Consider the following 14,375-nt stretch of genomic DNA (forward strand, 5'->3'; position numbering starts at 1 on the left):
GGTTTTATACACGGCACCCGGAAGGTGCCTGGAAATTCTTCCAACGATGTTAGCGATACCCGCCGGTGTTCGCCCGAATCGGGGTGAAACTTACGCCTAGGCGCTGCGCTTGTCGGACTTGCCGGTCACCGCGCGGGCGATGAACACACCAGCCACAGCCAACGCAGTCACACCGGCGATCACGCCTGCGCCGATGCCCACCTCGCGCGCGTTGGGCATCTGGATGAGCGGCTCCGGGTTTTTAAAGGTGCGGGTCTGCCAGCCGTTGGCCAGCGCGTGCTTTTTCAGCGGCCGGTCCGGGTTGACCGCCACCGGGTTGCCCACCAGCGCGAGCATCGGGATGTCGGTGGCGGAATCGGAATAGGCGTAGCTTCCAGCCAGGTCGTAGTCGTGGTCGGAGACGAACTGGCGCACGGCCTCCGCCTTCGCCCCGCCTTTGAGGTAGCGGGTGATCTCGCCGGTGAGTTTGCCGTCCTCTTCCGCCAGTTCGGTGGCCACCACGGTGTCCACGCCGAGCTCCTTGGCGATCGGCTCGACCAGAATCGACGCGGACGCGGAGATGATGATGACGTCGTGGCCCTGGGCGCGGTGGTCGTCGATAAGCTCGCGCGCCTCGGCGTAGATCGCCGGGGTGACCACGGTGCGCATTGTCTCCTGGGTGATGCGCTGGATGTCCTCAACGGACCAGCCTTTGACCAGCTGGGCGAGCGAATCGCGCGTGGCGTCCATTTTCTCACTGGACTGGCCGACGAGCATGTACTGCGCCTTGGTCAGGTAGAGGTCCCACGCTTCCTGGCGGGTGATCATTCCGTTGTTGCGGAATTCTTTGCCGAAGGCGAACGCGGACGACGTCGCGATGATCGTCTTGTCCAGGTCGAAGAACGCCGCCACCGGCTTTGTGGGAGACATAGTTAAAAAGTCTAGCTCCGCGAAGCTGGGTTCGGTTTCCATGACCGCTGTGAAACCAGTAAACGTTTGTGGCGGTTTCTCCACAGGGGTTTTGTCGCGGTGTCACGCAAACGGCGGGTTATCCACAGGGTGGTTGCTGCGGTTACGCGGGTGCAAAAGACTCATACACATGACACAGACGAAACAAGCCATCGTGGTCGCCGTCGCCGACAACGCGTGCCACTCCGAAGCCATCCACCTCGCCGCCGCCACCGGGCGCCCCGTCATCGACGCAGCCGACGCCGCGCAGCTCGCCCGGCACGCGCCCAAAGCGTTCGCCGTGCTTATCGACGACACCCGGGCCCCCGATCTGCCACCACCGCAAGCCCCGAACGTGTTCGTCGTCGGGTCGGAGCCCGGCGCGCCCGGCGCGTTCGTCCTGCCCGCCCAGGCGGCGGACCTGTTGCGCGCGTTTGGGGCGTTGGCAGTGCGTCCTGCGGTTGCGGCGGGGCGCGGCAAGGTGGTTAGTGTCGTCGGCGCGTGCGGCGGTGCGGGGGCGTCGGTGTTGTCGGCGGCGCTGTGCCGGGAGGCGGGGGAGTCGCCGACGCTGATCGACGCCGACTGGTGTTCGGGCGGGCTGGACTTGCTGCTCGGCATCGAGCACACGCCCGGCGCGCGTTGGGGCGAGATTGAGATCGGCGAAGGGGTCGCGCGTCCTGATGTGCGCCGCGCGTTGCCCGCCACCGCCGACGACATTGCGGTGCTCACGTTCGCCCGCCAGCGCGTGGCCGACCCGTTCCGCGTGGATGCGGAGGCGTTGGAGAACGTCGTGGCTGCTGCGGGTGCGGCGGGTGTGACGGTGGTGGATACCCCGGCCGCGTTTGTCCCCGGCCGCAGTGACCTGGTCGCGGTGGTGCTCACACCCGAGGTACGCGCGGTCGCCGCGGCCACCCGCGTCGTCGCCGAATGCAACGCTGCCGGCCTGCCGAGCACGCTGGTGGTGCGCGACAACGCGTGGGCGGCGTTGACGGTGGAGGAGATCGAGCAGACCACCGGTGCGTCCGTGGCTACGCGCCTGCCGGAAGTGCGCGGACTGACCCGTACGCTGGAGAAATCCGGCCTGCCGCAGCGCCTGCCGCGCGGGCTTTCCTCCGCCGCCCAGGCGGTGCTGGGGGAGGTGGCGTAGATGACGGACTTGATCGCGCGTGTCAAGCGCAGGCTTGCCGACGAGCCCGCCAACCCCGACCCCGCCCGCATCGCCGCGCTCATCCGCGAGGAAGCCGTGGTGATCAGCGATATCGGCGTGTTGGATGTGATGCGCAAACTGCGCGACGACACCACCGGCGCCGGGCCACTGGAAGCCTTGCTTGCCGACGACACCGTGACCGACATCTGCGTCAACGGCCCGGACGCCGTCTACGTTGATTCCGGCAGCGGGCTGGAGCGCTCCACGCTGCGCTTCGAGTCGGAGGCGGCAGTGCGCCGGTTAGCCTCCCGCCTGGCGGCGAGTTGCGGGCGCCGCCTCGATGACGCGCACCCGTTTTGCGACGGCCACGTCACCCGCGACGACGGCACCCTGCTGCGCTTCCACGCCGTGCTCGCACCAACCGCGCAGGCCGGCACGTGCATCTCGCTGCGCGTGCTGCACACCGCCTCTGCCACGTTGGACGACTTGGCGGCACGCGGCGCGCTTGATGCTGAGCGCGCGGAGGTGCTGCGCGGTGTCGTCGCCAAGCGAAAGGCGTTCGTGGTGGTCGGCGGCACCGGATCGGGCAAGACCACGCTGCTGTCCGCACTGCTCACGGAGGTGGATAGGGCCGAGCGCATCGTCGCCATCGAAGACACCCTGGAATTGACCCCGGACCACCCCCACGTGGTCAACCTGACCACCCGCGGCACGAATTCCGAGGGTGCGGGCGAAATTTCGATCGCGGATCTGGTGCGCCAATCGCTGCGCATGCGGCCCGACCGCATCGTCGTCGGCGAGATCCGCGGCGCGGAAGTTGTCGACCTGCTCGCCGCACTGAACACCGGTCACGACGGCGGCGCCGGCACCCTGCACGCCAACTCGATCGCCGAGGTGCCCGCGCGGTTCGAGGCGCTCGCCGCGCTCGGAGGCATGGACCGCGCCGGGCTGCACGCCCAACTGGCAGCCGCCATCGACGTGGTAATCGTGGTGAAGCGCTTCGCCGACGGCACCCGGCGCCTGCATCAGATCGGCGTGCTCGAGGGCCAGCCGGTGCGCGCGCGGGTGGTGTGGGACGCCGAGACCGGCCCCGCCGACGGATACGAGGAGCTGCTGCGATGAACGGGCTGCTCCTTCTCGCCGGTGCGGTGGCGTGCCCGCCGCCTGCGCCTTTCCAACGCGTGTCGGCGCGGGCGTTTCGGGTGCGTGCCGCAGTCGCCATCCCGGTGGTGGTCGGCGCTGTGGTGCTCGCGGCGTTGGTGTTCGACAGAGCGAGCCTGGTCATTGCGGGGGCGTGTGCCGCGGCGACGGTGGTGTGGGTCGTCGATACGCGACGGCGCTCTCGTGCCAGCGAGCGCCGTAGCGATGCCGCCGCCGTGTTCCTCGGGCACCTGGGCACAAACGTGGAGGCGGGCGCGCCGCTTCTCGACGCACTGGCCCGCGCCGCCGAGCACGCCCCGCCGGCCGTCGCCCGCGACGTGGCGCACCTGATCCACCACGTGGGTAGCGGTGTCGCGGTTGCGCCGGAGACCCCGGAGTTCGCGCGCATCGGCACGTTGTTCTCGCTCGCCGCCACCCGTGGCGTGCCGCTGTCACGCCTGGTTGCCGCTGCGCGCGACGACATCGACCACACCCGGCGCCACCGCGCCACCACCAACGCCGCGCTGGCGGGCCCGCGCACGACCGCGGTGGTGCTCGCACTGTTGCCGCTGGCCGGACTGCTCATGGGGGCTGCGATGGGGGCGAACCCGGTCGCGTTTCTCACCGGCGGCGGGCTCGGCGGGGTGCTGCTGACGCTGGGCACGGCGCTGGTGTGCGCTGGCGTGGTGGTCTCGCAACGCATCATCGAAGGAGCCGCGACATGATCGGCCTCACCCCTGCACTGCTTCTCGCGGCGGCGCTTGTCATTGGGCCGGCCGTGCCGGGGCGGCGTGTCGTCGATACGCCCGCGCCCACGCCGAAAAATCCCCGCGACGGTCCCGCATACGTGCGCCCGGACCGCGCCGCTAGCGACATCACGCTGTTCGCCGCGTGTTTCGAGGCGGGCCTGCCGGTGGCCACCGCTGCCGCCGCCGTCGCCGAAACGCACGACGCCGACAGCCCGTGGCACACCGTCGCGGCACTTCTGGCGCTCGGGGTCGAGCCCGAGCGCGCCTGGTCGGAACTTCACGCCATCCCCGGCGGCGAAGACCTGGCCGGCCTTGTGACAATGACCAACTCGTCTGGCGCGGCGCTTGCGCAGGGGTGCGAACGCATCGCCTCGAACCTGCGCGCCGACGCCGCCGACCACGCCAAAGCCAAAGCGGAACGCGCCGGCGTGCTCATCGCCATCCCGTTGACCGCGTTTTTCCTCCCGGCGTTTTTCGTCCTCGGGCTCGCGCCCGTGGTGATCAGCCTGGGAACCAACCTCATCAATTCATGAAAGGAAACCAACCATGTACCGCATCTACATCTCTTTGACTGAGCGTCTGCGTAACGACGACGGCATGTCCACCATCGAATACGCCTTCGGCTCACTCGCTGCCGCCGCCCTGGCCGGAGTGCTCTACCTCGTGGTCAACGGCGACGGGGTGGTCAGCGCCATCGAAGGCGTGATCACCGACGCCCTGTCCAACACCCCGGGCTGATGACCACGGTAGAAACGGCGCTGTCGCTGGCGACACTGGTTGTCGTCGCCGCGGCGGTGGTAGGCGGCATAGCGACAGTGTCGGCCTACATCACCGCCGTCGACATCGCCGGTGCCGCCGCCCGTGCGCACGCGCTTGGCGTGGACTACACCGCCCCGCGCGGCGAGGTCGCGTTCACCGAATCCGCCGGCTTGGCCACCGTCACTGCGTCCGTGCCCGCCCCGATCGGCACCATGCGCGCCACCGCGATCTTCCCCGTGGAGTTCTAAATGGCGCGTGTGCTTGACGACGACCACGGCTCCGCCACCGTCACCACCGCCGGCATCGCCACCGCAGTGGTGTCGCTGGCGCTGGCCGTGGTCCTGATCGGGGTGCGCACAGCGGATTCGCATCGGGCCCGCGTCGCCGCGGACTTATCCGCCGTCGCCGCAGCCAGCGCACTGTACCGCGGCCACGACGCCTGCGAATGGGGCCGCACCACCGCCGGGCACAACGGCGCGGAGGTCACCTCGTGCGAGTTCGTCGCCGGTGACGTCGTGGTCGCGGTGCGCCTGCGCGAGGCGGAAGCCACCGCCCGCGCCGGGCCGTAACGGTTACCCCGCCCTTAGGCCGTCATGGTCACCAGCGCGCCGAGCAGCTTCAACGCCGCGTGCTTGTCCAGCGGCTGGTTGCCGTTTCCGCACTTCGGCGACTGCACGCACGACGGGCAGCCGTCCTCGCACCCGCAGGAGCGCACCGCCTCGTAGGTGGCGGCGATCCACTCGGGAAAGCGGGTGAAGCCCTCGTCGGCAAAGCCCGCGCCGCCCGGGTGGCCGTCGTAGACGAACACCGTCGGCAGCATCGTGTCCGGGTGCAGGGCGGTGGACACCCCGCCGATGTCCCACCGGTCGCAGGTGGCCAGAAGCGGCAGCAGCCCGATCGCGGCGTGCTCCGCGGCGTGCAGCGCGCCGGGGATCTCGCCTGCGGTAATGCCGATCTCGTCAAGCACCATCGGGTCGATCGTGTACGCCACGGCACGGGTGACCAGGCGCTGCTCGGGCAGGTCGAGGGGGATGTGTTCGGAAACGGTGCCGTCGGCAAGCCGGACCACGTACCCGGTGACGTGGTCGATGACCTCCACGTCCACGTTTGCCACCCACAGCCCCGGCGACGGGTTGTCCAGCGCGTCCGGTTTCCCCAGGATCGTGATGTCCGTCGTCGAGCGCGCCTGCGTGGAGTAGTCCGGCCGCTCCGGCGCCACCAGCGCCACGTAATCGTCCAGGTCAAGCGACTGCACGACGAAGTATTCGCCCTGGTGGATGTACACCGCGCCGTCGTGGACCTGGCTCATCGCCCGGCCGGCGTCCACGGTGCCCAGCAGGCGACCGTCGGTGATGTCCACAATCATCACCTGCTCGCCCACGCCGCCGCGGATGCTTACCGACGAATGCGCCGTCTCCGGCGTCACCACACCTTCCAACTGCGGCACCGCGAACCACCCCTGCGGCCGGCGGCGCAACAGCCCCTCGGCGGTCATTTCGGCGACGACGTCGGAGGCGTTGAAGGCGGCGACGTCGTCGTCGGTAAGCGGGCGCTCCACCGCGGCGCAGTACATGTGCCCGCGCAGAATGTAGGGGTTGGCAGGGTTGAACACGCTGTTTTCCACTGGCCGGCCGAGCAGCGCCTGCGGGTGGTGGACCAGGTAGGTGTCCATCGGCTCGTCGCGGGCGACCATCACCACCACCGAACCCTGGCCGCGCCGACCAGCGCGGCCCGCCTGCTGGCGAAACGACGCCACCGTGCCCGGAAATCCCGCCATGACCACCGCGTCGAGGCCGCCGACGTCGATGCCTAGCTCGAGTGCGTTGGTGGTGGCCACGCCGAGGAGGTCGCCGTTATCCAAACGCTGTTCTAGTGCGCGGCGGTCTTCGGCGAGGTAGCCGGCGCGGTAGGAGGCGACGCGGTCCGCGAAATCGGTCCGGCCCGCCACCACCAGATCCTCCTGGGCGCGCATCGCCACGGTCTCGGCGGCGCGGCGCGAGCGCACGAAGGTCAAGGTGCGCGCGCCCTCGAGAAGCAGCGTCGACATTATCGACGCCGCCTCCGTGGTCGCGGGGTAGCGCACCGGCGCGCCGTTTTCGCCCTCGGCGCCCTCGATAAAGCCCGGCTCCCACAGGGCGATGGTGCGCTCGCCGGTCGGTGCGGCGTCGTCGGTCACCGCGACGACCTCCCGACCGCACAGCCGCGACGCCTGCCCCGCCGGATCGGCGGCGGTGGCAGAGGCGAAAATCAGGGTCGGCTCCGCGCCGTACGCCTTGGCAATGCGCAGCAGCCGGCGCAGCACCAGCGACACGTTCGCCCCGAACACACCGCGGTAGGTGTGGCACTCGTCGACGACGATGTAGCGCAAATGCCGCAGCAACCGCGCCCACCGCGCATGCGCGCCGAGCAGGCCTGCGTGCAGCATGTCCGGATTCGTGAACACGTAGCGGGTGTGCTCGCGGATACCGGCGCGCGACTCCTGCGGAGTATCGCCGTCATACGGCGCCGGGTGCACCGACGCGAGCGCCTCGTTGCCGCGCGTCATGCGCATCGTGGCCTGCAACTGGTCCGACCCCAGCGCCTTCGTCGGCGTGAGATAGATCGCGCAGGCCTTCTGATCCTCAGCCAGCGCGGAAAGCACCGGCAACTGATACCCCAACGACTTCCCGGACGAGGTGCCCGTAGCGACGACAACGTCACGGCCCTGCCACGCCAACTGCGCGCACTGGACTTGGTGGGTGTAGGGGCGGGTGACGGAGTCGTCGATAAGCAACTGCTTGAGGCCCGGCTCCACCCACTCGGGCCAAGAGCTAAACACCGCTTGGCGCGCGGGTTCGTGCTCGATATGCGTGAGCGTGGCGTCGGGGAAACGGCGCTGCAGCACCTCGATTAAATCGCTGCCGAAAGGGGAAACCATGATGGCATCAAACCTTAGCCCGGCAAAGCAGTGCCGCGGCCAACAAATCATGGCAGACTGAGAGCCGGTCACAGATGTTGTGCGCGCCCCCAAAGGTGCTCGCGCGGATTGTGCACGCGGGCGCCAGGACCGCTTTGGCCCTGGTGGACGGCATATTTTACGAACAATTTTTGAAAGGTTTCACCATGGCAACCGGAACTGTTAAGTGGTTCAACGCCGAAAAAGGCTTTGGCTTCATCGCACCGGACGACGGCTCCTCCGACGTCTTCGTCCACTACTCCGAAATCCAGGGCTCGGGCTTCCGCACCCTGGAGGAAAACCAGCAGGTCGAGTTCGAGGTCGGCGAGGGCGCGAAGGGCCCGCAGGCGCAGCAGGTCCGCGCACTGTAAACCCCGGATTTCGTCCCCGCTCTGCACAGGGCGGGGATTTTTCTATACCGCGGAAATGCCGCGGCGGATATCGCGGCGCTCGAAGATCTGGTTCTGCAGCTTCTGAATGGAAAAACCCACTAGGGAGCCGAGCAGCACGCCGAGCAGCATCGCGAGCAGGGGATAGTCCTGCAAAATCCGGCCGCCGAGATAGCCCATGCCGACGCTCAGGTTCGCCCACAAGATCACGCCGACGGTGTCGAAGAAGAAAAACTTGAACCAGTTGTAGCGCACCGACCCCAGCACAATCGTGGCCACCCAGCGCGCCCACGGGATGAAGCGGGCGACGATGATCATCGCGCCGGCACCGCGGTTCATGTTCTGGCGCACCCACGTGATCGCCTGGCCGGACTTCGACTCCGGGTCCAGGTTGTCCACCCGGTGGATGAGCTTGCCGCCGAGCGCAAAACAGATGTTGTCACCGATGATCGCGCCGATAGTTGCGGCGAGGATGACACCCCACACGTTCGGCACACCGCGCGAGGCGGAAAACGCGCCAGCTAAGTTGAGCACGGTTTCGGACGGCACCACGGGCGCGAGCGCGTCGGCGATGATCAGCACGATTACCAGCGGGTAGAACACCCACATGCCCATCAGGGTGTGCAGGAAATCGATGAGCGAATCGACCACGCTGCGTTCTCCTTTCCGCCCTGCCCATTCTGGCGCTAGGGCCCCAACGCAGTGTAGTGCCCTCGCGCCAAGAACCCACCCGGCCGTATATAGGTGTGCTAGTTGTCTGATAAGAATGAGTGAGTTTTACCGCTTATAAGCATTAGTGGGAATCGAGGTACCTGTCAGCGTGACTGAAAACGGCAAGACTCTAGTGATCGTGGAGTCCGCGACGAAGGCGAAGAAGATCCAGAAATATCTTGGCGACGACTTCATCGTCGAGGCCTCCGTCGGCCACATCCGCGACCTCCCCGGCCGCGCCGCCGACATCCCCGCGAAGTACAAAAACGAGGCGTGGGCGAAACTCGGCGTCAACCCCGAGGACGGCTTCACCCCCATCTACGTCGTCTCCGGGGACAAGAAAAAGAAGGTCACCGACCTCAAATCCAAGCTGAAGCAGGCCGACAAACTGCTGCTGGCGACAGACCCCGACCGCGAGGGCGAAGCGATCGCGTGGCACCTTCTGGAAACGCTCAAACCGAAGGTGCCGGTGGAGCGCATGGTGTTCAACGAGATCACCGAGTCCGCCATCCGCGAGGCCGCCGAAAACACCCGCGAGCTGGACATGGCGCTTGTCGACGCCCAGGAGACCCGCCGCATCCTCGACCGCCTCTACGGCTACGAAGTCTCCCCGGTGCTGTGGAAGAAGGTCATGCCGCGCCTGTCCGCCGGCCGCGTCCAGTCCGTGGCCACCCGCGTGATCGTCGAGCGCGAGCGCGAGCGCATGGCGTTCATCTCCGCCGAATACTGGGATTTGGTGGCGGAGCTGCACAAGGGGGAAGAGGACTTCAACGCCAAACTCGTCGCGCTCGACGGCAAGCGCGTCGCGCAGGGCCGCGATTTCAATGACCGTGGTGAGTTGGTGTCGGATGCGGTGGTCGTCGATAAGCAAAAAGCGCATTCGCTTGCCGACGACATCGGCACCGCACCCATGCACGTCACCGCCGTCGAGGAAAAGCCGTACTCGCGGCGCCCGTATGCGCCGTTTATGACCTCCACGCTGCAGCAGGAGGCCGGTCGCAAACTGCACTTCACCTCCGCGCGCACCATGCGCATCGCGCAGCGGCTGTACGAAAACGGCCACATCACCTACATGCGTACGGACTCGACCTCGCTGTCCAAGCAGGGCCTCGACGCCGCCCGCGCCGCGGCGCGCGAACTCTACGGCGCGAACTTCGTCGCCGACAAGCCGCGCATCTACGACCGCAAGGTGAAAAACTCGCAGGAGGCCCACGAGGCGATCCGCCCCGCCGGCGAACGGTTCGCCACCCCCGGCCAACTCGCCGGCGCGTTGGACGCCGAGGAGTTCAAACTTTACGAACTGATCTGGCAGCGCACAGTCGCCTCCCAGATGGAAGACGCGCGCGGCAACTCCACCAAGGTCACCATCGCCGTCGACGCCGCCGGCGAGGCCTGCGAGTTCACCGCCACCGGCCGCACCGTGACGTTCCCGGGCTGGCTGCGTGCCTACTCGGACAAGCAGGACAACGAAACGCGCCTGCCGCAGCTGGCCAAGGGCGACGAACTGGCCACCAAGTCCGTCACCGCCGACGGGCACTCCACGAACCCGCCGGCGCGCTACACCGAGGCGTCGTTGGTGAAGAAGATGGAGGATCTGGGCATCGGCCGCCCGTCGACGTACGCGTCGATTATCAAGACCATCCAGGACCGCGGCTATGTCGTCGTGCGCGGCAACGCCCTGGTGCCGTCGTGGGTCGCGTTCTCCGTCGTCGGGCTGTTGGAGAACAACTTCGACGCGCTGGTGGACTACGACTTCACCTCGTCGATGGAAGACGAGCTCGACGAGATCGCCCACGGCAACCAGGACCGCACCAAGTGGCTGTCCGGGTTCTACTTCGGCGACGCCGACGCGCGCGAATCCATGGCGCAGGCGCTCGCCCGCCGCGGCGGTTTGAAGCACATGATCGAGGACAACCTCGAATCCATCGACGCCCGTGCGGCGAACTCGCTGCAGCTTTTCGACGACTCGGAGGGCCGCCCCGTCGTCGTCCGCGTCGGCCGCTACGGCCCGTACATCGAGCGCGTGGTGGGCGAAAAGGACGGCGAGCCGGAGTACCAGCGCGCCAACCTGCCGGAATCCGCCACGCCGGACGAGATCACGCTCGAGATGGCGGAGAAACTGTTCGCCACCCCGCAGTCGGGCCGCGAACTCGGTGAGAATCCCGCCAACGGCCGTGTGGTCGTCGCTAAGGAAGGCCGCTTCGGCCCGTACGTCACGGAGCTCGTGCGTGACGACGAACGCGAGCGCGCTGAAGCCCACGCCGAGGACGTCATCGCCGCTGAGCGCGCCGAAGAGGATAAGCAGCGCGCCGAGGAAGGCAAGCGCGCCAAGAACTGGGAGACGAAGACGGCCGCGGCGCAGAAGGAAAAGCGCATGGCGCAGCTTGTCGACGAACAGTTGAAGCCCGCCACCGCATCCCTGTTCGCCTCGATGGAGCCGTCGTCGGTGACGCTCGAGGAGGCGCTGCAGCTGCTGTCGCTGCCACGCGAAGTCGGCGTGGACCCGGCCGACGGGGAGGTCATCACCGCGCAAAACGGCCGCTACGGCCCGTACCTGAAGAAGGGTTCCGACTCGCGCTCGCTGGCGTCGGAGGACCAGATTTTCTCGATCACGCTCGACGAGGCGCGCCGCATCTACGCCGAGCCGAAGCGCCGGGGCCGCGCCGCCGCGAAGCCGCCGCTGAAGATGCTCGGCGACAACGACGTCTCCGGCAAGCCGATGACGGTCAAAGACGGCCGGTTCGGCCCGTACGTCACCGACGGCGAGACCAACGCGTCGCTGCAGCGTGGCGACACCCCCGAAACGATGACGGACCAGCGCGCCAACGAGCTGCTGTCCGCACGCCGCGCTCGCGAGGCCGAGGGCGGCGGCAAGAAGGCCACGAAGAAGAAGGCGACCAAGAAGAAGCGGACCACGAAACGCGTGGTCAAGGCCCGCAAGCGCTAAGCGAATGCGCAATATAGTGGACAAACCCTTTACGTCTGGCCTGTTGCGCGTTTAACGTGCAGGCCATGACGTTCGGCGAATTTCTCGAAGCCCTGTCAGGCGCAGACATCAGCGTCCTGGCGGGCTTCGACGCGTCTGCGCCCGCGTTCGCCGCACTCGACCCGGCCGTGAAGCGGAAGTGGACTCAGGCGCACCGCGTCTACTACGGCGCGACGAAGTTCACCCGCAAGCAGGCCGACGCGCGCGAACTCGCCGCCGGGATGCCACTCGACCAGATCTGCCTGATCGAGCGCAAACTCGCCGCGGTTGGCGACGCCGCCGAGCGCTGGCGTTTGCGCCTCGAACTGCTGCGCTTCCGCGGCTCGTACAAGGCGCTGTCGCAGCGTATCGACGACACCGTCACCACACCCAAGCCCACCCCGAAGAAGCAGTGCCGCTTCTCCTCCTCGCGCGCGGGCATGCGCAGCGTGTCGCTGACGTACGCGGAGCGCGACATCGCCGATCTGGAGCACCTGCTGCGCTCGCTCATCGACCCGTCCTTGCCCGCCGCCGAGCAAATGGCCGACGCGCTGGTGCGGCTGCTGCGCGGTGAGGAGGGCGGGGTGCCGCACGCCGTGCCGCGCCCGATCGTCCTGGTTCCGCTGCCGGAGTGGACCCGCATCCAGTCCGGTGCGGGCGAGGAGGTGCAGTTGGTGCTCACCGACGGCACCACGATGTCCGGCGCCGAGTTCCTTGCCCGCGAGTTCGGTGCGGAGTTGGAGGTGGCGGCGTTCCACCCGGCGGAGGGTGCGGTGAACCTGTATCGCACGCAGCGCTTTGCCAACGACAAGCAGCGCACGCTGGCGTCGATGATGTCACCGACCTGCCCGCTGCCCGGCTGCCGGCACGGCGCTGACCACTGCGAAACGCATCACGTCACCGCGTGGCGGCACGGCGGGGAGACCAACCTGAACAACCTGGTGCCGCTGTGCCGCTACCACAACGGCACGAACGACGACGACCCCTGGATGGTCAGGCGGGGCCGAATATGTATCCGGGACGGCACCCCGGTGTGGGTGTCACCGAACGGGTACGAGGTGCCGAACGACACACCCGGGGCGATGCAGCTCCTGTTCGGCGCCTAGGAGCGATCCGCCATTGTCGAGCGCACTGGGCGAGCCAGCTGCGTCATCTTGTTGCGCCCGCGCAACTCCACCGACTTCATCAGCGCCCAGCGCTGCTGCTCGACCTCGTTGGCGGCGCGCAAGGTCGCGGCGTTGGTGAGCACCATGCCCGGGGTTTCCTTCGCAAGGTCGGTCAGGCGCGCCGCGCCGTTGACGGCGTCGCCGATCACGGTGTATTCGAAGCGGTCCGAGCCGCCGATGTGGCCGGCCACCACGTGACCGGACGCGACGCCGATGCCCGCCTTGAGTTCCAGGCCCGCCAGGTCGCGTTGGATTTCGCGGGCGGCTTGGAGGGCGTGGGAGGCGGCGTCGTGAAGCGCGACGGGCGCCCCGAACACCGCAAGGGCCGCGTCTCCCTGGAACTTGTTGATCACGCCCTTGTTGCGGTGCACCACCTCAACCACGATGTCGAAGAACTCGTTGAGCGCCTCGACGACCTCCTCCGGGGTGTGCTGCACGGTGTAGGTGGTGGAGCCGACGACGTCGATGAATAACACCGCGACCTTGCGCTCCTCGCCACCGAGCTCGGGGCGCTCCTCCAGGGCCTTCTGCGCGACTTCGGCGCCGACGTACTGGCCGAAGACGTCGCGCACGCGTTGGCGGTCGCGAAGCCCGCGCATCATCTCGTTGAAGCCGGCTTGCAGCACGCCGATCTCGGAGCCGTCGTAAATGTCCACCTGCGTGTCGCGCTCACCGCGGCGCACCCGGTTGATCGCGCTCTGCAGCTCCTTAATCGGGTCGACAACACTCATGACCACAAACCACGTGCCGACGAACCCGGTCAGCAGCCCCGCCGCAATCAGCGCGATGACCGCGCCGGTGAGTTCGCCGACGGTGCCGGTGAAGTAGCCGACGCGCTGCGCGACGGTGAGCAGCATGACACCAACCATCGGCACGGCGGAAGTGGTGAACCACGTCAAAAACAGCCGGAACTTGATCGGCGGCTGCAAGGTGGCGTCCTCGAACCGCCGCGCGAGCGCCGACGCCGCGATCGGGCGCACGAGCCGCTCCGCCTGCAGATACGTGAGCACACTGACGACGAAACACGCCAGGATCGTGGTGACGAGGACGACGACGGCAAGGGGGACGTCGACAAGCAATGTGCGCGCCGTGACAATCGCGATGCCGAGCCCCCACACCGCCACCACGATGATTGTCTGCAGCACGGGCAGGCGCATCACCAGGTGGCGCACCATGTTCGGGTCGTGGTCGCGGGGGCTGCGCTGCCACTCGAGCACGGGTCTGAACAGGAAGAACGTGACGATGATGCCGGCGAACACCGCGACCGCTGCGTAAATCACGCCGATGAGCCCGAGCTGGCCGCTCAGGTCCAGTTCGGCGACGGCCGGCATCGGGATGAGGTAGCGCACGAACAGCATGCAGCCGACCGCGCCGAGCAGGTTCGTGCCCAACACGGTAGCGGCGTAGAGGGGCCACGACGTGCCCCACACCCACCGCAACGAGCGCCACAAACGTTCCATGGTGTATCACCTTAGCGCGCGGGTAGT

The 14,375-nt window shown here is 67.7% G+C and carries 14 protein-coding genes; 10 read left to right on the forward strand and 4 right to left on the reverse strand.

Going from position 1 to position 14,375, the window contains the following annotated elements:
• Positions 1 to 96 precede the first annotated feature (96 nt).
• Complete coding sequence (locus IAU68_RS00845) at positions 97 to 909, reverse strand: HAD family hydrolase (protein ID WP_231699049.1); 813 nt, start codon at positions 907 to 909, stop codon at positions 97 to 99.
• 169 nt (positions 910 to 1,078) lie between these two features.
• Between IAU68_RS00845 and ssd the strand changes: the two genes are divergently transcribed.
• From ssd to IAU68_RS00880, 7 genes are read left to right on the forward strand one after another with little or no spacing between them, the layout of a single operon-like run.
• The gene (gene ssd / locus IAU68_RS00850) at positions 1,079 to 2,074 is read left to right on the forward strand and encodes a septum site-determining protein Ssd (protein WP_171193201.1); all 996 of its coding nucleotides are present in this window, start codon (positions 1,079 to 1,081) and stop codon (positions 2,072 to 2,074) included.
• Entirely contained in the window at positions 2,075 to 3,196 is a 1,122-nt protein-coding gene (locus tag IAU68_RS00855; protein ID WP_171193202.1) for a TadA family conjugal transfer-associated ATPase, read from the forward strand.
• Positions 3,193 to 3,939, forward strand: coding sequence for a type II secretion system F family protein (locus tag IAU68_RS00860; RefSeq protein WP_171193203.1), 747 nt, complete (start codon positions 3,193 to 3,195; stop codon positions 3,937 to 3,939). The genes IAU68_RS00855 and IAU68_RS00860 overlap by 4 nt, the downstream gene beginning before the upstream one ends.
• Positions 3,936 to 4,496, forward strand: a complete 561-nt coding sequence (locus IAU68_RS00865) for a type II secretion system F family protein (RefSeq protein ID WP_171193204.1) — start codon at positions 3,936 to 3,938, stop codon at positions 4,494 to 4,496. The genes IAU68_RS00860 and IAU68_RS00865 overlap by 4 nt, the downstream gene beginning before the upstream one ends.
• A 13-nt stretch (positions 4,497 to 4,509) precedes the next feature.
• Positions 4,510 to 4,701, forward strand: a complete 192-nt coding sequence (locus IAU68_RS00870) for a DUF4244 domain-containing protein (RefSeq protein WP_171193205.1) — start codon at positions 4,510 to 4,512, stop codon at positions 4,699 to 4,701.
• Entirely contained in the window at positions 4,701 to 4,970 is a 270-nt protein-coding gene (locus tag IAU68_RS00875; protein WP_171193206.1) for a hypothetical protein, read from the forward strand. Before IAU68_RS00870 ends, IAU68_RS00875 begins: the two co-directional genes overlap by 1 nt.
• Positions 4,971 to 5,291, forward strand: a complete 321-nt coding sequence (locus IAU68_RS00880) for an Rv3654c family TadE-like protein (protein WP_171193207.1) — start codon at positions 4,971 to 4,973, stop codon at positions 5,289 to 5,291.
• 14 nt (positions 5,292 to 5,305) lie between these two features.
• On the opposite strand, the gene IAU68_RS00885 is transcribed toward IAU68_RS00880, so the two are convergent.
• Positions 5,306 to 7,639 (reverse strand): DEAD/DEAH box helicase, encoded by a 2,334-nt coding sequence (locus IAU68_RS00885; RefSeq protein WP_171193208.1) that lies wholly within the window; start codon positions 7,637 to 7,639, stop codon positions 5,306 to 5,308.
• Positions 7,640 to 7,824: 185 nt separating this feature from the next.
• On the opposite strand from IAU68_RS00885, the gene IAU68_RS00890 reads away from it, so the two are divergent.
• Positions 7,825 to 8,028 carry a cold-shock protein gene (locus IAU68_RS00890; RefSeq protein ID WP_034996968.1) on the forward strand — a complete coding sequence of 68 codons (204 nt, stop codon included), beginning with the start codon at positions 7,825 to 7,827 and terminating at the stop codon, positions 8,026 to 8,028.
• Between the two features lie 42 nt (positions 8,029 to 8,070).
• On the opposite strand, the gene IAU68_RS00895 is transcribed toward IAU68_RS00890, so the two are convergent.
• Complete coding sequence (locus tag IAU68_RS00895; protein WP_171193209.1) at positions 8,071 to 8,697, reverse strand: DedA family protein; 627 nt, start codon at positions 8,695 to 8,697, stop codon at positions 8,071 to 8,073.
• Between the two features lie 169 nt (positions 8,698 to 8,866).
• Between IAU68_RS00895 and topA the strand changes: the two genes are divergently transcribed.
• Together topA and IAU68_RS00905 are read left to right on the forward strand one after the other, a co-directional pair.
• Positions 8,867 to 11,704, forward strand: coding sequence for a type I DNA topoisomerase (topA, locus tag IAU68_RS00900; RefSeq protein ID WP_171193210.1), 2,838 nt, complete (start codon positions 8,867 to 8,869; stop codon positions 11,702 to 11,704).
• A 65-nt stretch (positions 11,705 to 11,769) separates the two neighbouring features.
• On the forward strand, positions 11,770 to 12,828 hold the full coding sequence (locus IAU68_RS00905) for an HNH endonuclease signature motif containing protein (RefSeq protein WP_171193211.1): 1,059 nt from the start codon (positions 11,770 to 11,772) through the stop codon (positions 12,826 to 12,828).
• Here IAU68_RS00905 and IAU68_RS00910 read toward each other — a convergent pair.
• Positions 12,825 to 14,348 carry an adenylate/guanylate cyclase domain-containing protein gene (locus IAU68_RS00910; protein ID WP_171193212.1) on the reverse strand — a complete coding sequence of 508 codons (1,524 nt, stop codon included), beginning with the start codon at positions 14,346 to 14,348 and terminating at the stop codon, positions 12,825 to 12,827. The two genes, IAU68_RS00905 and IAU68_RS00910, sit on opposite strands and share 4 nt — an antisense overlap.
• Positions 14,349 to 14,375: the final 27 nt, after the last annotated feature.

It is taken from the genome of Corynebacterium lujinxingii, from assembly GCF_014490555.1.
GTDB classification, from domain to species: Bacteria; Actinomycetota; Actinomycetes; order Mycobacteriales; family Mycobacteriaceae; genus Corynebacterium; species Corynebacterium lujinxingii.

Excerpts from the sequence above, each read along its gene's own strand:
- IAU68_RS00845 (WP_231699049.1), bottom strand. The coding sequence starts at position 909 with ATGTCTCCCACAAAGCCGGTGGCGGCGTTCTTCGACCTGGACAAGACG.
- ssd (WP_171193201.1), top strand. The coding sequence starts at position 1,079 with ATGACACAGACGAAACAAGCCATCGTGGTCGCCGTCGCCGACAACGCG.
- IAU68_RS00855 (WP_171193202.1), top strand. The coding sequence starts at position 2,075 with ATGACGGACTTGATCGCGCGTGTCAAGCGCAGGCTTGCCGACGAGCCC.
- IAU68_RS00860 (WP_171193203.1), top strand. The coding sequence starts at position 3,193 with ATGAACGGGCTGCTCCTTCTCGCCGGTGCGGTGGCGTGCCCGCCGCCT.
- IAU68_RS00865 (WP_171193204.1), top strand. The coding sequence starts at position 3,936 with ATGATCGGCCTCACCCCTGCACTGCTTCTCGCGGCGGCGCTTGTCATT.
- IAU68_RS00870 (WP_171193205.1), top strand. The coding sequence starts at position 4,510 with ATGTACCGCATCTACATCTCTTTGACTGAGCGTCTGCGTAACGACGAC.
- IAU68_RS00875 (WP_171193206.1), top strand. The coding sequence starts at position 4,701 with ATGACCACGGTAGAAACGGCGCTGTCGCTGGCGACACTGGTTGTCGTC.
- IAU68_RS00880 (WP_171193207.1), top strand. The coding sequence starts at position 4,971 with ATGGCGCGTGTGCTTGACGACGACCACGGCTCCGCCACCGTCACCACC.
- IAU68_RS00885 (WP_171193208.1), bottom strand. The coding sequence starts at position 7,639 with ATGGTTTCCCCTTTCGGCAGCGATTTAATCGAGGTGCTGCAGCGCCGT.
- IAU68_RS00890 (WP_034996968.1), top strand. The coding sequence starts at position 7,825 with ATGGCAACCGGAACTGTTAAGTGGTTCAACGCCGAAAAAGGCTTTGGC.
- IAU68_RS00905 (WP_171193211.1), top strand. The coding sequence starts at position 11,770 with ATGACGTTCGGCGAATTTCTCGAAGCCCTGTCAGGCGCAGACATCAGC.
- IAU68_RS00910 (WP_171193212.1), bottom strand. The coding sequence starts at position 14,348 with ATGGAACGTTTGTGGCGCTCGTTGCGGTGGGTGTGGGGCACGTCGTGG.